18 protein-coding genes are annotated in these 21,748 nt (G+C 71.9%); 8 read left to right on the plus strand and 10 right to left on the minus strand.

The features are described 5' to 3' along the window. Positions 1-174: 174 nt before the first annotated feature. From ACZ4LX_RS08950 to ACZ4LX_RS08960, 3 genes are read left to right on the plus strand one after another with little or no spacing between them, the layout of a single operon-like run. The gene (locus ACZ4LX_RS08950) at positions 175-1,437 is read left to right on the plus strand and encodes a glycosyltransferase (protein ID WP_467642516.1); all 1,263 of its coding nucleotides are present in this window, start codon (positions 175-177) and stop codon (positions 1,435-1,437) included. Further along, the gene (locus tag ACZ4LX_RS08955; RefSeq protein ID WP_467642518.1) at positions 1,434-3,203 is read left to right on the plus strand and encodes a P-loop NTPase family protein; all 1,770 of its coding nucleotides are present in this window, start codon (positions 1,434-1,436) and stop codon (positions 3,201-3,203) included. The genes ACZ4LX_RS08950 and ACZ4LX_RS08955 overlap by 4 nt, the downstream gene beginning before the upstream one ends. Further along, the gene (locus tag ACZ4LX_RS08960) at positions 3,200-4,444 is read left to right on the plus strand and encodes an MATE family efflux transporter (protein ID WP_467642520.1); all 1,245 of its coding nucleotides are present in this window, start codon (positions 3,200-3,202) and stop codon (positions 4,442-4,444) included. Before ACZ4LX_RS08955 ends, ACZ4LX_RS08960 begins: the two co-directional genes overlap by 4 nt. Here ACZ4LX_RS08960 and ACZ4LX_RS08965 read toward each other — a convergent pair. After that, positions 4,413-5,927 (minus strand): hypothetical protein, encoded by a 1,515-nt coding sequence (locus ACZ4LX_RS08965; RefSeq protein WP_467642522.1) that lies wholly within the window; start codon positions 5,925-5,927, stop codon positions 4,413-4,415. The genes ACZ4LX_RS08960 and ACZ4LX_RS08965 overlap by 32 nt on opposite strands. Positions 5,928-6,040: 113 nt before the next feature. On the opposite strand from ACZ4LX_RS08965, the gene ACZ4LX_RS08970 reads away from it, so the two are divergent. After that, the gene (locus ACZ4LX_RS08970; RefSeq protein WP_467642523.1) at positions 6,041-7,201 is read left to right on the plus strand and encodes a glycosyltransferase; all 1,161 of its coding nucleotides are present in this window, start codon (positions 6,041-6,043) and stop codon (positions 7,199-7,201) included. A gap of 1 nt (position 7,202) precedes the next feature. Here ACZ4LX_RS08970 and ACZ4LX_RS08975 read toward each other — a convergent pair whose 3' ends face one another. From ACZ4LX_RS08975 to gmd, 5 genes are read right to left on the minus strand one after another with little or no spacing between them, the layout of a single operon-like run. Further along, positions 7,203-8,030 carry a glycosyltransferase family 2 protein gene (locus ACZ4LX_RS08975; RefSeq protein WP_467642525.1) on the minus strand — a complete coding sequence of 276 codons (828 nt, stop codon included), beginning with the start codon at positions 8,028-8,030 and terminating at the stop codon, positions 7,203-7,205. Next, positions 8,027-8,737, minus strand: coding sequence for a hypothetical protein (locus ACZ4LX_RS08980; protein ID WP_467642527.1), 711 nt, complete (start codon positions 8,735-8,737; stop codon positions 8,027-8,029). The genes ACZ4LX_RS08975 and ACZ4LX_RS08980 overlap by 4 nt, the downstream gene beginning before the upstream one ends. Further along, complete coding sequence (locus tag ACZ4LX_RS08985; RefSeq protein WP_467642529.1) at positions 8,734-10,992, minus strand: LamG-like jellyroll fold domain-containing protein; 2,259 nt, start codon at positions 10,990-10,992, stop codon at positions 8,734-8,736. The genes ACZ4LX_RS08980 and ACZ4LX_RS08985 overlap by 4 nt, the downstream gene beginning before the upstream one ends. Beyond that, the gene (locus ACZ4LX_RS08990) at positions 10,989-11,315 is read right to left on the minus strand and encodes a hypothetical protein (protein ID WP_467642531.1); all 327 of its coding nucleotides are present in this window, start codon (positions 11,313-11,315) and stop codon (positions 10,989-10,991) included. The genes ACZ4LX_RS08985 and ACZ4LX_RS08990 overlap by 4 nt, the downstream gene beginning before the upstream one ends. Continuing rightward, positions 11,312-12,325 (minus strand): GDP-mannose 4,6-dehydratase, encoded by a 1,014-nt coding sequence (gene gmd / locus ACZ4LX_RS08995; RefSeq protein ID WP_467642533.1) that lies wholly within the window; start codon positions 12,323-12,325, stop codon positions 11,312-11,314. Before gmd ends, ACZ4LX_RS08990 begins: the two co-directional genes overlap by 4 nt. 114 nt (positions 12,326-12,439) lie before the next feature. Between gmd and ACZ4LX_RS09000 the strand changes: the two genes are divergently transcribed. Beyond that, entirely contained in the window at positions 12,440-13,423 is a 984-nt protein-coding gene (locus tag ACZ4LX_RS09000; RefSeq protein WP_467642535.1) for a GDP-L-fucose synthase family protein, read from the plus strand. Between the two features lie 99 nt (positions 13,424-13,522). Here the strand turns inward: ACZ4LX_RS09000 and ACZ4LX_RS09005 are convergent, their stop codons facing one another. Beyond that, positions 13,523-15,025: a sugar transferase gene (locus ACZ4LX_RS09005; protein ID WP_467642537.1), complete on the minus strand. Its 1,503-nt coding sequence runs from the start codon at positions 15,023-15,025 to the stop codon at positions 13,523-13,525. Between the two features lie 416 nt (positions 15,026-15,441). Here ACZ4LX_RS09005 and ACZ4LX_RS09010 point away from each other — a divergent pair, with 416 nt between their 5' ends. Further along, the gene (locus tag ACZ4LX_RS09010) at positions 15,442-16,701 is read left to right on the plus strand and encodes an FAD-binding protein (RefSeq protein WP_467642539.1); all 1,260 of its coding nucleotides are present in this window, start codon (positions 15,442-15,444) and stop codon (positions 16,699-16,701) included. Positions 16,702-16,776: 75 nt separating this feature from the next. Here ACZ4LX_RS09010 and ACZ4LX_RS09015 read toward each other — a convergent pair whose 3' ends face one another. Both ACZ4LX_RS09015 and ACZ4LX_RS09020 read right to left on the minus strand, forming a co-directional pair. Beyond that, entirely contained in the window at positions 16,777-17,772 is a 996-nt protein-coding gene (locus ACZ4LX_RS09015; RefSeq protein WP_467642541.1) for an MASE1 domain-containing protein, read from the minus strand. A gap of 67 nt (positions 17,773-17,839) precedes the next feature. Further along, on the minus strand, positions 17,840-18,670 hold the full coding sequence (locus ACZ4LX_RS09020) for a PP2C family protein-serine/threonine phosphatase (RefSeq protein WP_467642543.1): 831 nt from the start codon (positions 18,668-18,670) through the stop codon (positions 17,840-17,842). A gap of 260 nt (positions 18,671-18,930) precedes the next feature. On the opposite strand from ACZ4LX_RS09020, the gene ACZ4LX_RS09025 reads away from it, so the two are divergent. Together ACZ4LX_RS09025 and ACZ4LX_RS09030 are read left to right on the plus strand one after the other, a co-directional pair. Beyond that, the gene (locus tag ACZ4LX_RS09025) at positions 18,931-19,230 is read left to right on the plus strand and encodes a DUF1876 domain-containing protein (RefSeq protein WP_467642545.1); all 300 of its coding nucleotides are present in this window, start codon (positions 18,931-18,933) and stop codon (positions 19,228-19,230) included. Positions 19,231-19,327: 97 nt separating this feature from the next. Then, complete coding sequence (locus tag ACZ4LX_RS09030; RefSeq protein WP_467642547.1) at positions 19,328-19,975, plus strand: DUF6629 family protein; 648 nt, start codon at positions 19,328-19,330, stop codon at positions 19,973-19,975. Positions 19,976-20,030: 55 nt separating this feature from the next. Here ACZ4LX_RS09030 and ACZ4LX_RS09035 read toward each other — a convergent pair whose 3' ends face one another. Then, complete coding sequence (locus tag ACZ4LX_RS09035) at positions 20,031-21,731, minus strand: acyl-CoA dehydrogenase family protein (protein ID WP_467642549.1); 1,701 nt, start codon at positions 21,729-21,731, stop codon at positions 20,031-20,033. Between the last annotated feature and the right edge of the window lie 17 nt (positions 21,732-21,748).

The raw sequence follows: 21,748 nt of genomic DNA on the forward strand, positions 1-21,748 counted from the left end.
CTCGGACGGTGTCCGGACATGGCGTCCGGTCCGGTGGGATTTCGGTATCGGTGTAGATGGTGCAACGACCTTACTGTGGAGACCACTTGCTCATCTCGTGAACGGATAAGCTCACTTTTGGGGCTGTTCCTTGGGGGGAACGCCGGTGGCTCCGGGGGGGAAGGCGATCGTCCGATGCCAGAGACAGAGCACCAGAGACCGCTCGACGGCCGCCGCCTGCTGGTGGTCTCGACGAACTACGCGCCGGAGCTGACCGGCATAGGCCCGTACGCCGCCCAGCTCGCCGAGCACTGGGCTGCCCGCGGGGCCGACACCCATGTGCTGGCCGGTATGCCGCACTACCCGTCCTGGCGGACCGAGGCCGCCTACCGAGGAGTCTGGCGGGCGAAGGAGCAGCGCTCGGGCGTCACGGTCCACCGGCGAAGACACTATGTGCCGCCCCGGCAGAGTGCCCTGCGCAGAGCCGCCTTCGAGGCGAGCGTGCTCGCGCACGGCCTCGCGGCCCCGCCCGCGGTGCGGCCCGACGCGGTGTTCTCCCAGCTGCCGAGCCTGGCCGGCGGTGTCATCGGCGCCCGGCTCGCCCGCCGCCACGGCATCCCCTATGTGCCCGTCGTACAGGACCTGATGGGCGCCGCCGCCGCGCAGAGCGGTATCCGGGGCGGCGGCCGGGCTGCGGCCCTCGCGTCACGGGCCGAACGGTACGCGCTCGGAGCCGCGACACTGGTCGGCGTCATACACGAGAGCTTCGTCCCCCGGATCACCGCCTACGGGGTCGACCCGGACCGCATCCGGCTGGTCCCCAACTGGAGCCATGTCCAGGCCCCTTCGGCGGACCGCTGCGCGACCAGGGCTCGGCTCGGCTGGCCGGAGGGCACGCCCGTGGTCCTGCACTCCGGCAACATGGGACTCAAACAGGGGCTGGAGGTCCTTGTCGACGCGGCGCGTCTCGCCCCCGGCATACGCGTCGTACTGATGGGGGACGGCAATCAGCGCGATGCCCTGCTGGCCCGCGCGTCGGGCCTGCCCAATCTCGACTTCCTGCCGGCCGCCGCCCCGGAGGAGTTCACCGATGTGCTGGCCGCCGCCGATGTCCTCGCCGTGACCCAGCGCGCGTCCGTGCTCGACATGAGCGTTCCGTCCAAGCTCACCTCGTACTTCGTCTCGGGCCGCCCCGTCATCGCCTCCGTCACCGAGGGGGGCGGCACCGCCGAGGAGGTGCAACGCTCGGGCGCCGGACTCCTCGTGGCGCCCGAGGACCCGGCCGCGGTACTCGCGGCGGTCCGCAAGCTCATCGAGGAACCAGCCGCAGCCGACGAGCTCGGCTCGCGCGGACCTCGGTACGTGGCTCGCCACCTCGGCCGGGAAGCCGGTCTCGCCCGCTTCGACGCACTGCTCACCGAGATCCTTCAGGACGCCGAAGGGAGAGACCGCCGATGACCCACCCGATCCGCGTCCTGGAGGACCAGGACGAACCCGCCCTGCTGCGGGACCAGTTCCGCCAGCTCCTGCGCTACCGCACCCTGCTGGCCTGCGGCATCGCCGCCGGACTGCTCGGCGCCGGCTGGCTGGCCCTGAGCGGCGAGGAGACCTATACCTCCACCGGCGAGGTGTCCGTACGCTCCGCCACCTCGGACCCCTTCGCCGCGGGCGCCTCGGCCGACAAGGGCATCAACATCGGATCCGAGCGCCAGACCGCGGTCAGCGACGTCGTGGGCACCGTGGCCGTCGGCTCGCTGGCCAAGTCCGGCGACACGGTGGAGGTCGGGACGCTGCTCTCCGGACTCCAGGTCACCAATCCGCCCAACACCCTGGTGCTCAGGTTCTCCTACACCGGCCGCAGCCCCGAACAGGCCAGGTCCCGAGCCCAGGCACTCGCCGAGGCCTATCTGGAGATACGGCGGGAACGTACCGAGAACAGCATCGACAACATGGTCGACGGCTACCGCGCCCAGCTGAAGCCGCTCACCGAACAACGCGACCGGCTGGCCGAGCAGGAGACCGGAACCGTGGGCAGCGACGTCACCAGCGCACGGGCCAACATCATCGTCTCGATCTCCGAACTCAGCCAGAAGATATCGGAGTTGCGCGCGCTCGACACGACGCCCGGTTATCTGAACAAGAATCCCGTCGTGCCCGTGGAACCCAGCGGCGCCGGGCTGCCGCTGCTCCTCGGACTCGGCGGCGTCGTCGGTCTGGCCCTCGGCCTGCTGCTGTCCTGGGTCCGGCTCGTCTTCGATCCCGCCGTCCGCTCCACCAGGGAACTCGTACGCTCGCTCGGTGCCCCGCTGCTCGGCACCCTGCCCAGGGAACGGGCCACGGCCGGCGCACTGCTCGCCATCGGGCGCGGCGGCAGCAGACTGGCCGAGGAGTACCGTGCGGTGGCCTTCCGGCTCGCCTACGATCCTTCGTTCGCCGAGCGCCGCCGGCTCCTGGTCACGGCGCCCCGGGGGGACAACGGCATGGCGACCGCCGCGGCGGCCAACCTCGCGGCAGCGTTCGCCGAGATGGGGCGCGACGTCCTGCTGGTCGAGGCCGACCTGCGGGCCCCGACCCTGGCCAGGGAACTCGGCACGGCGGGCCGGGGCAGCCGCCCCAGCTGGGCGGCCGCCGCCGGCGGTCTCCGGCCGGGGCCCGAACGCGCCGAGCGCTCCTGGCCGTCGGACAGCCGCACCAACGTCGATGTGCCCGGATCGGGCGCCTTCACCCTCGTGGCCGGACGCCGTGCGGACAACGTGCCGCGCGCCCTGACCTCCGCACCGGTCGGCCGCCTCCTCGCCGAGGGCGGCCGGCCCGGCGCCGTCGTCATCGTGCTCGCCCCGCCCGTGCTCTCGTACGCCGACGCCGTCGCGCTCGTCGACCGGGTCGAGGGCGTCGTGGTGGTCTGCGACCCGCGCGAGGTGCACCGCAGCGACCTGGAACGGATCCGCGAGATCATCGGCGCCGCGGGCGGCTCCGTGCTCGGCACGCTGCTCCACCCCGGCTACGGACGGCTGGAGCGCCGGGCCCGCCGGAAGGCGGCCGCACGCCGGGGCAGGCAGGCAACCTCGCGCGAGGGGAACCGGGGAGGGGAGGCGCCCGGCCCCCGCCGGGCGGAGGGCGCCGGGCACACCGGTGACCCCACCGAGACACTGGGCCTGCGCACCCTGGACAGCGGCAACGGACTCGGTGGCGGTGGCCACAGCAGCAGCGCGGGACACAGATGAGGGCACGCGCCGCGGTCGTCTGCGCGGTCGCGGACCAGGGGGTGGCGGCGCTCACCAACATCCTTGTCCTGGTGGTGGCCGCCCGGCTCTCCACCGTCGACGGCTTCGCCCGCTTCTCCGCCGTCTACCTCGTCTTCACCGTGCTCCTCGGGGTGTCCGGCGCCTACACCGGGCAGCCACTCGTGCTGCGCCGGGGGACGAACGAGGAGACACACGGCGCCTGCCGGTCCGCGTTCGGGTTCACACTGCTCGTCGCGGTCCTCGGAGGCGGCCTGCTCGCTGCCGTCTGCGCGATGCTGCCGGGGGAGACCGCGCAGGCCCTGACCATGCTCGGGGTCGTACTGCCGGCCGTCCTCGCGCAGGACACGGCCCGCTACGCCTTCGCCACGCTGCACGCGCAGCACCTGGCGCTGGCCGCGGACACGCTCCGGCTGGTCTGCGTGCTCGGTGCCCTCGCCATGCAGCCGCCCGGCACCCCGGCGGCCCGGCTGGTCGTCGTCTGGGGCCTCAGCGCCCTGCCCGCTCTCCTGCTGTCGGCGGCCCTGCTGCACCGGGCGACGGCCGGATCCCCGGTGCTGCTGAAACCCCTGTTCAGGAAGGGGCATCTCGGCCGGCGGTTCGTCGTCGAGTTCGGTGTGGGCAATGCGACCAGTCAGCTCTCCGTGCTCGGGCTCGGCACGGTCGGCAACCCCCTGGTCGTCGGCGCCCTGCGCGGCGCCACCACCCTCTTCGGTCCATTGAACGTGCTGTTCACCTCGGCCACCGGCTTCGGCCCCCCGATCCTGGGACGGCTCGCCACCGAACGGCTCAGGGTGCGGGCCGCCGCCGCGCTGGCCGCCGCCCTCGCGCTGACCTCGGCCGGCTGGGCCACCGCCCTCGCACTGCTCCCCGGTTCGATGGGCCGCCGGCTGCTCGGCGACACCTGGCCGACCGCGGCGGCTCTGCTCCCGGCCACCGGCAGCCAGTACGCCGCGATGGCCGTCGGTACCTGTGGACTACTGGCGCTCAGACTCCTCGATCCGCGCGCCACACTCTCCATCCAGGTGGTCTTCTCCCTTGCCTCGGTGGCCTTCCTCACCGGCGGTTACCTCCTCGGCGGAGTGCCCGGCGCCGCCTGGGGTCTGTGCCTGGGATCCGCCTGCAAGGCGGCCGCCACCTGGACCCGGGTGGCCCGGCTGACCCGCCGGGGCGAGACCGGCCCCGCCCCGGTCAGCGCGACCGCCGCCGGCTCCGGTCCGTGAAACTCGTGACCAGCACCAGGCACAGCGCGGCGATGGCCGGCTTTCCGGCGGCCTGGAGCAGCGGGCCGCGCAGCAGGATGAAGGTGTATCCGGCGATCAGCGGCACCGTGACCGCCAGGACACTGCCGGGCCCCGGCCCGTCGCGCGACACCGCCAGCGCGTACCGGCGGTCGGTGCGCGCGGCGGCGTAACCGATCAGGGCGAGACCGCCGGCCATGCCCGGCGCCCCGAAGTCCACCCAGAGCTCGGTCCACAACGGCGCGGAGAGGTTGGTCATCTTCATCCCCATCCACTGCCCGACGCGCACCCCGGTGTCCTCCGGCTTGCCGCTCCACGCCGCCCGGGGCACGAAGAAGAAGACGGAGCCCGCCAGTTGACGACCGTAGGTGTGGCCTCGGGTGTCGACCCAGGAGAGGGTGTTGGCGAACATCACCGTCTGGTCGTAGTCCTTGGTTGCCAGCGGCTCGAACACCGACGAGGACCGCACCGCCCGGTAGCCGGAGTCGTCGTAGCGGAACCGGTCGGCGTACGGGAACAGCACCAGGGCGCCGATCACCCCCGTGGCCAGCACCGAGCGGTACATCGCCGCACTGCTGGGAAACGCTGTGAACAGCAGCGAGACCAGCACCGTCAGGAACCAGTAACGGGCGTTGGACATCGGGTTGTTCACGACCAGGTTGACGGCTGCCAGAGCGATCCACACCAGGACGGTGGACGGCGAGCGCCGCGCCCGGCGCGAGGTCACCAGACGCCGGGTGAAGAAGAGCAGCGCCAGCAGGGCGGGCACCGTGCCGAAGCCCTTCAGGAACGCCGAGCCCACGTTGGACTCCCCGGAAGCCACCCCGCTCTCCGCTACCGAGGCACTGATCTCCTGCCGGCTGGAGAAGAACACGGCGGGCCCGCCGAGCTTCAGTACGTAGTAGCCGCTCGCCACGAACGCGAGCAGCACCAGCAGCCGCAGCCTGACCGGATGTGCCGTGGCGGGTCCGCCGCCTCCCCGGGCCGGGGCGCGCCGCCGCAGCGGACGACGGGACGCCAGCAGCGCCCCCAGATCGAAGGCCGCGCACCCCACCAGGATCAGGGCGATCGCCATGACCAGATCGGAGCGCGGCCCGACGAGCGGCGTCGGCGTCTGACCGATGACCACCTGGGCGAACGGCGCCACCCCCATCGCGATGTACACGAACATCCAGAAGACGCCCTGCAGCAGCCGCCGTCGCGTGGACAGCACCATGGTGGCCAGCCGGGCCCCCGCGTAGCACGTCAGCACGAGCTGCAGCCAGTACGCCGTGTCCCGGGACCCGGTCCCGGGCTGGGCGGCGATCAGCGCGGGCAGGAAGCAGACCAGCCCCAGGATGAGCGGCACGGCCATCGCCCGCGACAGCATCGCCCAGGACATCGGCTTGGCGAGGGGATGGACGGGCGTGCGGGGGCCGCCCCCCCGTACGGGCGCGGACGGCGTCCCCCCGTGCACGGACGTCATGTTCTCCCCGTTCCGTGAGCCTGTGAGCCGGTGAACACCTTAACGAATCAACCCACTTGAGATGATGCGATGGCTACGCTGTGAACAGCCGGCCGAGGGTGAGGGGAACCCTGGTGAAGATCCTGCACATCGTCACACTGCACACCCCGGACCATGCCTTCGGCGGTCCGACCCGAGTGGCCCTGAACCTCTCGAAGGCGCAGCGCGCAGGAGGCGACGACGCCAGGATCATGGCCCTGGGCGACGGCTTCGCGGGCCGGCTGCCCGGCGAGGTGGAGGGGGTGCCCGTCCGCCTCTTCCGGGCCCGCCACCTGCTGCCGGTGTTCGAGGTCAGCGGAATCACGTCCGGAGCGCTCCTGCTCGCGGCGCGCCGCATGATGCGCGGCGCCGACCTCGTCCATGTGCACCTGATGCGCGACCTCGTGACGCTGCCCGCCGCGCTGATCGCGCTGGCCACCCGCACCCCGCTCGTCGTCCAGACCCATGGCATGGTGGACCCCACCGAGAAGCGCGTGGCGCAGCTGACCGACCTGCTGGGGGTACGGAAGGTCCTGCGCGGCGCCGACGCGGTGCTCCACCTGACCGAGGCCGAACGGACCGATGTGAACGCCGTCGCGGCCCCCGCCGAGCTCACCCGGACGGTGCGCCTGGTCAACGGCGTGCGCCCGCAGCAGCTCAAGCCCGCCCGCGACCCGGCCCGCCCCCCGACCGTGCTCTTCCTCGCCCGGATCCAGGAGCGCAAGCGGCCCGAGGACTTCGTGGCCGCGATGCCCTCGGTCCTGGCGAAGCATCCGGACGCCCGGTTCGTGCTGGCCGGACCGGATACCGGAGCGCTGCCCGGCACGCTCGAACTGGCCCGCCGACTGGGCGTGCTGGACTCCCTCGACCATGTCGGACCGCTCGGTCACGAAGAGGTGCTGGAGGCCGGACGGCGGGCCGACGTCTATGTGCTGCCGTCGATCGAGGAGCCCCTGGGCGTCTCGGTCCTCGAAGCGATGTCCGTCGGTACCCCCGTCGTCGTCACCCGCACCTGCGGCCTCGGCCCCGATGTCGCGCGGGCCGGGGCCGGCCGGGTGATCGACAGCCTGGTGGGTGAGGACGAGGGCAACGCGCAGAAGGTCGCCCAGGCGGTCCTGGAACTGCTGGAGCCCGAGGCCAGCGCGGCGGCGGGGCGGGCCGCCTGGGAGCTGGTCAACTCCGACTTCACCCTCGACGTCGTGACCGGGGCCCTCCGGCGGACCTACGAGGACGTGGTCCGCCGGAGGCGCCGATGACTCAGACGGGCTTCCTCTCACGGGACTTGAGAGCGATCTGCCACCGGTAGAAACTCATCGCCAGTGCGAAGTCGAGCCCTGCCCGCCCGTCCAGGAAGCCCCGCCGGTACACGTACATGTACGCGAAGGACACCAGCGGCTTGAACGGCGCCTTGTGGAACAGCTGCCCCTGGCGGGACTTGACCCGGCGCACCTGTTCCTTGACCTCGGGATGGTGCTCCAGCCACGCCTCCCAGTCCGAGTACCGGTTGTGCCGCTCGAACCACGCGGTCACCGGGTCCAGGTCCTGGTGCTCGATCGGATGGCGGAGCGCACCCACGCTCTCGGCGACGGGCTGGTAATGGCCCTCGACCTCGCCGATGCCGGGCGCGGCGAGATCACCCACTTCCGGATAGCGGCTGCGGGTACGGTCGGTCAGCGAGCGCTTGCGGATGGTGTATCCGTGCCGCAGCCGCTTTCCCGAGAACCAGTACCCCAGCGGGATGTCGTACGCCGCCGGTCTGGGTGCGGCCGGATCGGCGAAGACCTGACGCAGCTCCGCCAGGAGCCCCGGGCTCAGCCGCTCGTCCCCGTCGAGCAGCAGGATCCAGTCCAGGTCCGTGCGGACGTGTTCCAGGCACCACTGCTTCTTCCTGGGGTGCCCGCCGTCCCAGGTGTACATGACGACCTCGGCCCCGCACTCGGCGGCGATCTTCGCCGTGTCGTCGGTGCTGTGCGAGTCGACGACGACGACCGCCTCGAAGTGGCCGAGGACCGACTTCACCGCCTCGGCGATGTTGAGCCCCTCGTTCTTCGTGGGGATCGCCACGGCTATCGGCAGCTTGCTCATCCGTTGTCTCCCTCGGGCAGCCAGGCGTAGCAGCCTGTGGAGGTGAAGGAGCGGGCCGCCGCCGGGATCGTGATCGCGGACCGTTTCCCGTCGCCGGAGGAACCCGACACGAGGACCTTGCCGTTCGCGCCGGCCACCTCCCAGCCGCAGTTCTTGGTGGGGCTGACATCGCGATAGCGGCCCGGACGCAGGGCCTTGCCCTCGTGCGTACCGTCGGCGTAGCCCCCGGACGCCCGTTCCACCAGATCCCGGTGCTGGACACACAGGTGGGCGACAGCGGGCTCGGCGTCGGCGATCTCGCCCGTGACGATCGCGCCGACGGCCGTGTCCCGGTCCACCTTGACGAGATAGGTCAGCCGGTCACAGGTCTCCTGGCCGGTCTGGAGGACGGCCGCCGGGTCCATGCCCCGGGGTACCCGGTCGACCAGGTATTCCTTCTGCTTCTTCGTGAACGAGCCGGTGGCCGGAGTCAGTTCGTCGCTCGGGACCTTGGGCGGGACGCTGGAGGCGGAGGCGGAGGCGGAGGCGCGAGGCCCCGTGGACGCCGGGCTCTCCCCGCCGGCCGCCGGGCCCGCCACCGGACCCGACGACGCCGCAGGGCCGGCTCCGGCCGCCCCGTTCTCGTCCCCGCCCGATGACGAGCCGCAGGCGGCCAGCGCCGCCGCCATGAGGAGGACGGCGGCGCCGGCCAGGGACGGATACCTCATCCACCCGTCCTCAGCGCGTAGTGGGCGGCGATCTTCGTGCCGCTCAGCGCGGTCGGGTAGACCGCCGTCTCGTCGATCTGCCCGGCGAAGAAGTTGCTCGTCGGACGGTTCGGCCAGCCGGACAGGTTGTCCCCGCCCACCCGCCAGTAACCCGAGTAGCTGTCGCTGCCGGTGTACAGAGCGCTGGAGGCCCGCAGTTGCCCGTCGACGTACAGCGCCATGCCGCCGGAGCCCTGGGTGGCGACCATATGGTGCCAGGCCCCGTCGTTGTACGCGGCGGTTGTGGCCACCGTCCGGATGCCACCGCTGCGGACCCCGAACGTCAGCCGCCCGTCGTTGCGCATGTACACGTGCTTGTCGAACTGCCCGCTGTTCTCCATGGTCACATTGCCGAAGCCGATGATCCTCCCTCCCTTCGTGGTCGTCGTCCTGAACCACGTCTCCGCCGAGAACGTGGCCGGATGGGCGTGCCGCCTGTTGCTGTAGGCGTACTCGTCCGTGCCGTTGAAACCGATGGCGGTCGACGGCCCGGCGATCGCGGCCGGGGTCTGACGGTAGGAGGGCGCGTTGCGCAGGAAGCCGTTGTCCAGACTGCCGGAGGCGTCTGCGGCGAACGTCGACGTGGACTCGTCGTAGCGCCAGTACAGCGTGGCGCCGTCGGCGATCACCCTGGCGGGGTACGCCTCTGCCGCCGACGCCACGACAGCGGTCACCGCCGGTGACTTCGCACTGGTGTTGATGCCGTCGCTCGCACTGATCCGGTACGTGTGCGTCTCGCCGGGTGCCACGTCCGGGTCCGTCCACCTCAGCTGCGGACGGTCCCAGAACAGCGAGGAGGCGGTGACCGTGTGTACGGGAGTGCTCCCGCCGTCCTTGTAGATCCGGTAGGTCAGCTCCCCGTCGTCGGTGTCGAAGCTGGTCTGCCAGTTCACGTCCACCTGGCCCGGCCTGCCGGTGTAGGTGGAGACGTTGGGTACCCAGGGCGCCCCCGTGTCCGGGCCGTCGGCGAACCGCGTCAGCCCCTGCTGCGCGGCGCCGTTGACCATGGTGAACTCGCCTCCCACCCACAGGTAGTGGTGCCCGCCCTTGTCCGTCTGAGCCATGACTCTCGGGCCGACCGGCTCGCCGATGCCGTCATTGGTGTCAGGGAACCACGGCAGCAGTTTCGGGTTGTCGACGGCCTGTGCCAGCAGGTGCTTGCGCGGCTGTTCGGGGAACCCGCCCATGGAGGCGCAGTCATGGGCGTGACTGCCGCTGTACAGCACGCCGTTGTGTACCAGCAGCGCCTGTGTGGCGCCGAGGCAGGTGTCGCGCCAGACCTGGTTGAAGGTCCCGAGATCGAGTGCGATCCGGCCGTCGAAGACACCGCCGCCGGTGCCCTCGTTGGCGGTGTAGAACTGGGTGGCGTCGGAGGTGAGGTCCTGCACCGTCGAGGCGTTCGGGATGAACCCCGGATAGCTCTTGGCCAGGGCTCCGGTGGTGGCGTCCACCACGGCCAGCGCGTGCGAGTTCGTCCCGTTGACGGTGAAGAAGTCACCGCCGATCACCACGTGCGAGCCGTCGGGCGTGACCTCCAGGGCCCGGCCGACCTCGTCCGTGTTCGCGGTGAACGGCTTGAGCTTGGCCGCGGTCGTCACCGCGGCGAACTTGTTACGGGTCTGTCCGGCGACGCTGTTGAAGTCACCGCCGAGATACACCGTGTCGTCGGTGACGGCGAGTGCCCGGACGGTCGCCGAGACGGCGACCTTGAAGTTCTCCCGCGGGGTGCAGGTGGCCGTGTCGATGGCCGCGATGTTGCTGACCCCGACCCCGTTCACCGCCCCGAACTGGCCGCCCGCGTACAGCGTGCCCCCGTCCGGGGACAGCGCGAGGGACCGCACGGTCGCCGTTCCGGAGGAGAGCGTGAACGACAGGGAGCAGCCGGTCGGCGCCCCGCTCGCGGCGTCGAACGCGGCGAAGTTCACCGCCGGCTGCTCGGAGGTCCCGGCAGCCGCGTCGGGTGGCCGTACGGTGGAGAAGGTGCCGCCCGCGTAGACCACTCCGTCGGACGACGCGGCCATCGACCAGACGATGCCGTTGGTCTGCCAGGTGGACAGGTCGTCCGCGGTGAGTGATACCGGCGGGGTGAGGGCGGCTGCCGGGGAGCCCCCGGCAGCGGCCGTGCTCAGGGCCCCGGCGAGCAGGCAGAGCGCGGCGGCCGAGGCACGTGTCCGGCCGCGTGCGCGGGGCCTGCGTCCCGTACTTTCGTTCATCATTCAGCTCCGAAGGTGAGAACGAGCTGCGGCCGGTGGGCCGCGGTTGCGACCTCGCTCGACCAGTTGCGGAGACTGTCGCTCCCGCCGCCGGTCAGGGCGAGTGAGTAGGCGGAGCCCGGGGCCCCGCCCAGCGCCGGCGCGTTCGGCTCCACCGAGTGGTCGGTGGAGCCGAACGCGCCGGAAATGGTCCCCGGCGGCGTCGCGCCGAGCGGCGGCCGGGTGTTGCAGGTGACCGCCGAGGCGGTGAGGACCCCGGCCGCGAGGGCGGGTGCGGCGGCGAATACACCGCGGCGTCCGCGCAGGAGACGTCCCGCGGCGCTCATCGGTCCACCCGGACCGCGGCGCCGGTGAGCTGGTCGGTCAGCTGCCGGACATCGGCGTCGACCATGATCCGGGCCAGCTCCCGCGACCGTACGGCGGGCTTCCAGCCCAGCAGTTCCGCGGCCTTGGACGCGTCCCCGATCAGCGCGTCGACCTCACTGGGGCGCTCGTACTTCGCGTCGTGGCGGACGTGCTCGCGCCAGTCGAGGCCCGCGTGCTCGAAGGCGTACTCCAGGAACTGCCGGACGCTGACCCCCTCGCCGGTCGCCACCACGTAGTCGTCCGGGGTGTCGCACTGGAGCATCCGCCACATCGCGTCGACGTACTCGGGGGCGTACCCCCAGTCCCGTACCGCGTCCAGGTTCCCCAGATGCAGATGCGTCTGCAGCCCCGCCTTGATCCGGGCCACTCCACGGGTGATCTTCCGGGTCACGAAGGTTTCCCCTCGACGCGGCGACTCATGGTTGAACAGGATCCCGTTGACTGCGAACATCCCGTACGCCTCACGGTAGTTGACCGTGGCCCAGTACGAGTAGACCTTGGCGACGCTGTACGGGCTGCGCGGGTGGAAGGGGGTCCGCTCGTTCTGCGGCGGCGGGCTGGCGCCGAACATCTCCGACGAGGACGCCTGGTACACACGGGTGTCGATCCCGCTGGCGCGCACGGCTTCGAGGAGCCTGATCGTGCCGAGCCCGGTGATGTCACCCGTGTACAGCGGGGCGTCGAAGGAGACCCGGACGTGCGACTGGGCGCCGAGGTTGTAGACCTCGTCGGGCCGGATGTCACGCAGCAGGTTCACCAGCGCGACCCCGTCGGCGAGATCGGCGTGGTGCAGCACGAACGACCGGTTCTCCTCCTCCGGGCCCTGGTAGATGTGGTCGATCCGCTCGGTGTTGAAACTCGACGAGCGGCGTATGAGGCCGTGGACCGTGTATCCCTTCTGGAGCAGCAGCTCGGACAGGTAGGAACCGTCCTGGCCGGTCACGCCGGTGATGAGCGCGGTCTTCGCCACGTCTACCCCTTCTGTGGTCGCCTGAGAGGCGGTCGGGAAAACCGAAATTTCAGAGTTTGAGCGATCTGCGGCAAAACGTCACCGCGCCATAAACCTGCTGGCACAATCCGAGCCATGACGACTGATCTCCCCGGCCCTCCCCAGGAATCCGTCCCGTCCCTGCTACGCCCCGGCGCCCGGGTGTTCGTCGCCGGCCACCGCGGTCTGGTGGGCTCGGCGCTGGTGCGCCGCCTCGCCGCGGACGGCCATGAAGCGATCACCCGAGGACGCGACCGCCTCGATCTGCGCGACGCCGGGCGCACCGGCGCCTTCCTGCGCGAGACGCGTCCCGACGCCGTGGTGCTGGCCGCCGCCAAGGTCGGCGGCATCATGGCGAACAGCACGTATCCCGTGCAGTTCATCGAGGACAACCTGCGCATTCAGCTGAGCGTGATCGCCGGTGCGCACGCCGCCGGGGTCGAGCGGCTGCTCTTCCTCGGCTCGTCCTGCATCTACCCCGCACTGGCCCCGCAGCCCATCCCCGAAACCGCGCTGCTCACCGGCCCGCTGGAGCCGACCAACGAGGCCTACGCCCTCGCGAAGATCGCCGGAATCGTGCAGACGCAGTCCTACCGCCGCCAGTACGGCGCCTCGTACATCAGCGCCATGCCCACCAATCTCTACGGACCGGGCGACAACTTCGACCTGGAGACCTCGCATGTGCTTCCCGCGCTGATCCGCCGCTTCCACGAGGCGCGGCAGAGCGGCGCCCCGGCTGTCACCCTCTGGGGCTCCGGAAGCCCTCGCCGCGAGTTCCTGCACGTCGACGACGCGGCCGCCGCCTGCGTCGTGCTGCTGGAGCGGTACGACGGCGACGCACCCGTCAACGTCGGTTTCGGCCAGGACCTCGCGATCAGTGAACTCGCTTCTGTCATCGCCGATGTGACGTCCTATCAGGGAAGAATCGACTGGGACACGGGCAAGCCGGACGGCACCCCGCGCAAGCTCCTGGACGTGTCCCGGCTGTCCTCCCTCGGTTTCGAGCCACAGATCTCCCTGCGCGACGGAATAGCGCGGACCTACGCGTGGTGGCTGGAACGGCAGGGCGCCCAGGTCTGAGCCGCGCCCGGCGCCGGATCCCCGGGCCGGGTGGACGGACACGGTTTCGCACCCCGCCACCCGGCCCGCTCTCGTTCCCCTCATCCGCCCCGCCCGCCCTCAGTACGCCCCGCGGCCGTCGGTGACGGCGCGCAGCGTTCGGGCCATGAGCCCCATGTCCGTGGCCACCGACCAGTTGTCGACGTACCACAGATCCAGTGAGACGGTCTCCTCCCAGGAGAGGTCTGACCGGCCGCTGACCTGCCAGAGGCCGGTCAGACCCGGCCTGACCGCGAGCCGCCTCAGCTCGTGCTCGTCGTAACGGGACACCTCCTCCGGCAACGGCGGGCGTGGACCGACCAGGGACATGTCACCCCGCAGTACGTTGAAGAGCTGGGGCAGCTCGTCGAGGGACGAGCGGCGCAGCAGCCGGCCGATGCGGGTCACCCGGGGATCCCGGCGCATCTTGAACATCGGGCCGTCGTTCTCGTTCGACGTCACCAGCTGTGCCTTGTGCCTCTCGGCGTCCACCACCATCGAGCGGAACTTCCACATGGTGAACGGCCGGTTGTGCCGCCCCTGACGGGTCTGCCGGTGGAAGACCGGACCGGCCGAGGTGAGCCGGACGGCTGCCGCGACCATCAGCAGCAGGGGCGCCAGCGCGATCAGCCCGAGTGCCGCGCCGGTGCGGTCGACCGCGGCCTTGAGCGCCTGCTGCGGGCCGCGCCGCAGCGGCGGCACTATGTGGAGCAGAGTGAGCCCGGCCGCCGACGAGAGGCGCACCCTGCTCTCGGCGATCTCCGAGAGATGTGAGAGCACGGAAAGGTCGAGCCCGCCGTCGTGCAGCCCCCAGGACAGCAGCCGTAACCGCTCCTCGGCCAGCCGCTGGCCCGGCACGACCAGCGCCAGGTCCGCCTCATGGGCGAAGGCCGCACCCAGTACCGTCGAGGCGTCGTCGTCGGCGGGCTCCGGCGCGAGCCGCCCCGGCACCGGGGCCTCGCAGCTCAGAGCGGTCGTCCCGACCGGCACGACGGCCACCACGAGGTAGCTGTGATCCGCCCGGGAGGCGAGCAGCCGTACCGCCCGGTCCACCCCCGCGGCCTCGCCGACCACCAGCACGCGGCGGACGGTCCGGCGCCTCCCGGGCCAGGGCAGCCGCCTCGCCCCCGAGGCCACCGCCGTCGCCGGCAGGCCCGGGACCAGGGCCACGACGGCCGTCGCCGGGTCGATGGTGCTGTCGGCCGCGGTCCAGAGCACCGCCATCAGCCCGATGAGCAGCAGCCAGTCACCGGCGGTGGTCAGCACACCCGGCGGCCGGCCCGTACCCGGTGCCGTGTACCGGCCGCGCGCGGCCCGTACGCCGGCCCACACCGTCGCGGCCGCCGCCGCGCCGGCCAGGGCCATGGGCTCTCCGTCGGTGCGCAGGACGAGCCAGGCGGGAATCCCCAGGCCGAAGAGGTCGATGCCGAGGGCGAGCGGCAGATACCGGCCAGGTCCGCCTTTCGGCCCCGGCCGGGCGGAACGGTCGCGCTGTACGGTCGGGCCCTGCCGCAGCCGGTCGAACTCCTGGCGGCGGGGCCGGTGCGAAGCAGTCCGTGGACGAGGCGCCCCCGCCAGTCCCACGGGTCCTGATATTTCGGATTCGGGTAGCTCGACATGCCCCATGAACCCCCCAGTCACAGTCGCATCTCCATAAACGGGACGCATCCGCCGATCCTGTGGACTGACGGATGCGTTCTCGCCCGGTGCACGATATCCACACACGTGTCATTTCGCTGGAGTTCCAGTGAAGTTCAGACATACGGCATGACCCGGGACTCATCCCGTTCCGTACGGGATCTCAGGTTCTGTGGTCGGCTGTTCGTATTTGGGTCCTTCCGGAATCGGATGGAGTGCGGATATGTACCTCACCAGTGAACTACGTTTCCTGGCAACAGGGTTGGTCGTTTCGGCCTGCTCGCCTCCGTCGGTCCTGCCGCTGTCTGGGAGAATGAGGTGCCGGGGACAGCGCCTGGCCATGAGCGAAAGAGGAACGCACGGTGACTCCCGCGGAGACGAACTGGGCCGGCAACATCACCTTCGGCGCGAGGCGGCTGTGCATGCCCCGCACCGAGGCCGAACTGCGGGATACGGTCGCCGCGGCCACCACGGTGCGTGCCCTGGGCACCCGGCACTCGTTCAACACGGTCGCCGACACCGCGGGGGATCTCGTCTCGGTGGCCGGACTTCCCCGGCTCGTCGAGATCGACCGGGCGGCGCGGACCGTCACGGTCAGTGCCGGGCTGCGCTTCGGCGAGTTCGCCGGTGAGCTGCACGAGAGCGGCTTCGCGCTGCACAACCTGGGCTCGCTGCCGCATATCTCGGTGGCCGGTGCCTGTGCGACCGGAACGCATGGATCCGGCGTCGGGAACCGTTCCCTCGCGGGGGCCGTCCGGTCCCTGGACATGGTGACGGCGGACGGCGGGACGGTCACCCTGCGGCGCGGTGACGCGGACTTCCCCGGCGCGGTGGTTTCCATGGGCGCCCTCGGTGTGGTGACCCGGCTGACGCTCGACCTGGTGCCCGCCTTCGATGTGCGGCAGTGGGTCTACGAGGAGCTGCCCGAGGCGACGCTGACCGGCGGATTCGACGAGGTGATGTCGGCCGCGTACAGCGTCAGCGTCTTCACCGACTGGCGGCCGGGACCGGTCGGCCAGGTGTGGCTCAAGCAGCGGGTGGCGGAAGGGGACCCTCGGCAGGCGCCTGCCGAATGGCTCGGTGCCCGGCTCGCCGACGGGCCGCGCCATCCCATCCCCGGGGTGCCGGCCGGGAACTGCACCCGTCAGGAGGGCGTCCCCGGGGCCTGGCACCGGAGGCTGCCGCACTTCCGGCTGGAGTTCACTCCCAGCAACGGCGACGAGCTGCAGTCCGAGTACTTCGTGGCACGGGAGGACGCCGCTGCCGCGTACGAGGCCGTGGGCCGGCTCCGGGACCGGATCACCCCGCTGCTCCAGATCTCGGAGATCCGTTCCGTGGCGGGCGACGACCTGTGGCTGAGTCCCGCGTCCGGCCGGGACTCGGTGGCCTTCCACTTCACCTGGGTCCCCGACGGCGCGGCCGTCGCGCCGGTGCTCGCGGAGATCGAGGAGGCGCTGGCGCCGTTCGGCGCCCGCCCGCACTGGGGCAAGGTCTTCGGCACCGACCCCGGCGTCCTGCGCACGCTGTACGCGCGGTACCAGGACTTCGAGAAGCTGATGGAGCGCTACGACCCGGCGGGCACCTTCCGCAACGACTTCCTGGACCGGCACTTCCCCCGGTGACCCAGGGACCCCGGGCAGGGGACGGGCCACGGGTACGTGTGCGGGCAGGGGCTCCGGCTGCGCGCCCCGGCCCGGTCAGCGGATCTCGCGCTCGTCAGTCGGCCGGGACGGCCAGGCTGCCGCCGACCGGCCCGGGGCGAGCTGGTCGACCAGGTCGGCCAGTTCCTCGCAGGCACGCTCGATCCGGTGCCGGACGTTCTGCTGCTCGGCGACGAGGGCGGCCAGCAGGAGCGCGGTCAGCGCGACGGCCCCGTTCAGGACCGTGAGGCTGACCATCACTTCGAGCATGGTGAGGTCCGCGAAGGGACCCACCTGGTCCGTCCCGGCGACGATCGCCAGGACGGACATCAGCAGGGCGCAGGGCGCGCTGCCCGCGAGCTGGAAGCGCAGCGCCGCCCAGATCAGGATCGGGAACACCAGGTAGAGCATGGACAGCGAGCTGCGGGTGGCCAGCAGCGATCCCGCCACCGCGACGACCAGCAGGGCCCCCGCCTCCGCCCACCGGTCGGTGAGCCGGGGCATCCGCAGCCTGCGCAGGACGAGCAGCAGCGGGGTGACCACGAGGACGCCCATGACATCGCCGGACCACCACGCTGCCCAGACCGGCCAGAACGCGCTCGCGGGCAGTTTTCCGTTGAGCAGCATGACACCGGCTCCCGTGGTCGCGCTGAGCACCATGCCGGCCATCGCGCCCAGGAAGACCAGGACGACTCCGTCGCGCAGCCGGTCCAGTTCGGTCCGGAAGCCGGCCGCGCGCAGCAGCAGGCAGGCGCAGACGGGTGCGAGCGTGTTGCCCGCCACGACGAGGGCGGTGGACGCCGACACCGATCCGCTGAGAGCGACGATGACGAGCAGGGAGCCGAGCGCGATCCCCGGCCAGACGCGCAGCCCCAGGTAGAGCAGGGCGCCCACCGCGATTCCGGTCGGTGGCCACAGCGGAGTGATCACCGCCCCGTGGACGGTCACCTTCCGGAGCAGTCCCAGGTCGGCGGCGGCGCAGTAGGCGCCGGCCACAGCCAGGACGCGCAGTGCGGCCATGGCCCTGCGCCGGTTCTTCTCGCTGCGGATCACGGTTCTCATCAGACACCGGCCGTGAGCGGAGGCGCCTGTGTGACACGCGCCGGTCTCCCCGGCCGCGTCAGGGGGCGGCGGGAAACGCCTCGTAGCGCAGGACCAGCACGGCGGCATCGTCCTCGTGCCCGGTACGCTCCGCCGCCCCCAGGATCGCGTCGGCCAGCTCGTCGGCGCTGTCGCCCGCGTGCGAGCGCATCAGCCGCACCACGGCGTCCAGCCCCTCGTCGATGGGGTACGACGGCCCTTCGATCACACCGTCGGTGAGCAGGACGAGGGCCCCGTCGGTCGTGAGGCGCCGGGTGGTGACCGGGTACACCTCGCCGCTCTGGATCCCCAGTGGCAGACCGCCCTCGTCCTCGGTGACGCCCGCCCTGCCGTCGACGGTGGCCCAGACCGCACCCACATGCCCGGCGCGAGCACTCTGGAGCTCACGGGTCCGCGGATCGATCCGGACGAAGGTGCAGGTGGCCAGCAGCCCGGAGTCCACGGACAGCAGCAGGTCATTGGTCCGGCCCACCACCTCTCCCGGATCGGCTGCCGTGACGGCCAGCGCACGCATCGCGATCCGGATCTGGCCCATGAAGGCCGCCGCCTCGACGTCGTGTCCCTGCACGTCCCCGATGGCGAACGCCAGCGATCCGTCCGGCAGCGTAAACCCGTCGTACCAGTCGCCGCCGATGTCCAGGCCGTTTCGCGCGGGGGTGTACCGTGCGGCGGTCTGCAGACCGGGCAGGCGGGGCAGGGCGGCGGGGAGCATCTCGCTCTGCAGTGCCTCGGCCAGTTCCACCCGCGCCTGATGCAGCTCCACCTCCCGGCGTGCCCGCGAAGTGAGCCGCTGGAGGGTGGTGAGCAGTTCCTCGGCGCTGGCCGGGCGGGGAGGACGACGCCGGTTCATGGGCCGCTCCGCAGGGCAGTTGGTGGCCATCCGCGCCACGGGTTCCGTCGTGGCGCGTCGGTCCGGGAGGCCGACGCCGGCGACCCGGAGGGCATGGGCCCGGCCCGGCTGCTGCGGGCATGTTCCCTGCATCCTATTTCGGTCCGGGGATCCGCGCAGGCCGAGCCCGGACGGGCGTGCGGGGCCGCTTGGGTGGATGCTGGGAACGGACCTGTGGGGCGGCGGGCGCTTGCCTGCCGGCGCGGGCAGGGAGGTATGCGATGAACCGCACGATGGAGTGGACGGTCCATGTCGATCTGTCGGAGGACGGCGGGACGACGAAGGCGGAGGCGGTGCTGGACACCGGTACGGCGAAACTCACCGGGCACGGCGTCGCCCGGTGCAGCCCGCAGGACCCGGACGTGCCCACCATCGGTGACGAACTGGCGGCGAGCCGCGCGATGCGCGATGTCGCGGGTCAGCTGATGAGTGTGGCCGACCGCGAGCTCGGCCAGGCCGGCGCGGGGCCCGGGGACGGGCCCGTACCGCCGCCGTACGCCTGGTCGGACGGGACGGCCTGAGCCGGTCCGGCTTCCGCCGGAGCGGCTTTGCCGCTCCTTGGTCCTGCCCGCGGCGGAGACCGGCCGCCGCTCAGCGAGAAACCCCTGGGCTGGCGTGATGTGCTGGAGCGCGACCGCCGATCTCGTCGCGGGTACGGCGATCGCGGCCGTCGGCGCCGCCTGTGTGGTGCGCGCCCGCCGGGCCCGGGACCTTCCGCTCGCCGCGCTGCCGCTGCTCCTGGGGGCGCATCAGATCATCGAGTCCGTGGTCTGGCGGGCGGAGGGCGGAAGCGGACCGGCGACCGTGGCGTGGGCGGTCATCGCACTGCCGCTCCTCGCGTTGTGGGTGCCGGTGGGCGTGCTGTGCGCCGCCCCGCCGAAGGCCCGGCCCCGGCTCGTGGTGCCCCTGGCGGCGGGTGCGTCGGTCTCTGCCGTTCTCGCGTACAGCCTGGCGACCCGGCCCGTGACGGCACAGATCCGCGGCCACACCCTCGGGTACGTCGTCGATCTGCCGCAGACGGAACTGCTCGTGGCGGGCTACCTCCTCGCCACCGTCGGCTCGCTGCTGCTGTCCGGCGACCGGACGCTGGTCCGGCTCGGCGTGCTTGTCGCCGGCGGAGCGGCCGTCTGCGCCGCCCTGTGGCGCCTGGAGTTCATCTCCACCTGGTGTGCGTTCGCCGCCGTCTGCTCGGTGGTCCTGCTCGGCTGGTCCGGGAGGCGCCCGGCCGGGGCCCCGGACCCGCCCGCCCGCGCGGCCGGGCCGTGACGGACGAGCCGGCCCCAGAGGTGGCGGTCGCCCGTTCCGGCGCCCCGGCCCGGTCTCAGGCCTCGCCGAAGTGCCGGGCGACGACCGCCGCCGCGTCCGTGCCCCTCGGCAGGATCCCGTACTGGTGGCCCCGGCCCTCACCGAGCCGGGCCCCGATGAACGCCTCGGCCATCGGTGCCGGGGCGTGGCGCAGCATCAGCGAGGCCTGCAGCGCCAGTGCCATCCCCTCGACCGAGGCCCGCGCCCGGGTCTGCGCGGCGACCGGGTCGCGCAGGTCCTCGGCGAGCTCCCGCCGCACCCGGCCGATATGCGTGTCGAGTACGGCGCTGACCCCGGACGTACCGTCCAGTTCGGCCCAGAAGGCCTCCAGGGACCGCGGGGTCCGGGCGATCCCGCGCAGTACGTCGAGGGCGATGACATTGCCCGAGCCCTCCCACACGGCCATCACCGGCTGCTCGCGGTAGCGGCGTGCCAGCGGCCAGTCCTCCGTGTAGCCGTTCCCTCCCAGGCACTCCAGCGCCTCGTAGGCGTGGTGCGGGCCCCGCTTGCAGATCCAGTACTTCGACACCGCGGTGGCAAGCCGCCGGAACATCACCTCCTGCTCGCCGCTGTCCGCCTCGTACGCGTGGGCCAGCCGCATCGACGTCCAGGTCGCGGCCTCCGTCTCCAGCGCGAGGTCCGCGAGGACCGAGGTCATCGCCGGCTGGTCGGCCAGCCGCGCGCCGAAGGCGCTGCGGTGGTGTGCGTGCCAGATCGCCTCGGACACCGACTGGCGCATGCCCGCCGTGGTGCCCAGCACACAGTCCAGACGGGTGTGGTTGACCATCTCGATGATGGTGGGAACGCCCCGGCCGGGCTCGCCGACCCGCACGGCCCAGGTGCTGTCGAACTCGACCTCGCCGGACGCGTTCGACTTGTTGCCGAGCTTGTTCTTCAGCCGCTGGATCCGGACGGTGTTGCGGGTCCCGTCGGGCAGCATCCGGGGCACCAGGAAACAGGTGAGGCCCGCCTCCGCCTGGGCCAGGACGAGGAAGGCGTCCGACTGCGGGGCGGAGAAGAACCACTTGTGGCCGGTCAGCAGATGGGCCCGGCCGTCCGTGCCGGAGGCCACCGGGACGGCCCGGGTGGTGTTGGCGCGGACGTCGGACCCGCCCTGCTTCTCCGTCATCCCCATACCGAAGGTGAGGCCGGACTTGCCGGCCGGGGCGATCGGCCGTGCGTCGTAGGAACGGCTCAGCAGACCGGGCAGCCACTCCCGGCCCACCTCGGGATCGCGCTGCAGGACCGGGACCACGGCATGGGACATCGACATCGGACAGGCGTGGCCCGGCTCGATCTGGGCGAACAGCATGAACGTCGCCGCCCGTGCGACGGCGGCTCCGGGCTTGGGGTCGGCCCAGCCCGCCGTGTGCGCGCCGTGCCGCACAGCCGCACCGATGATCTCGTGGTAGGCGGGATGGAAGTCGATCTCGTCGACCCGGTTGCCGTACCGGTCGTGGGTGCGCAGGACGGGCGGGGAGGTGTGTGCGAGCTCCGTGTCGCGCTGGAACGGCTCCGAGCCGACCAGCCGGCCGATTCCGTGCAGCTCCTGCCGGTGCCACCCCGCCCCGAACGCGTCGACGGCCTCGGTCAGGGGTGGGTTGGTGCCGTACTCGTCGAGGCCGGAGCGGGGCGGCGCCTGATTGGTGACCTCGTGCGTGCGGTGTGGGGCGATGGACCCGGATCGCGGGCCTGCCGGTGGCGCGGAGGCGGTCATGGTGGGACTCCTGTCTG

It is taken from the genome of Streptomyces sp. NPDC026062, assembly GCF_055568375.1.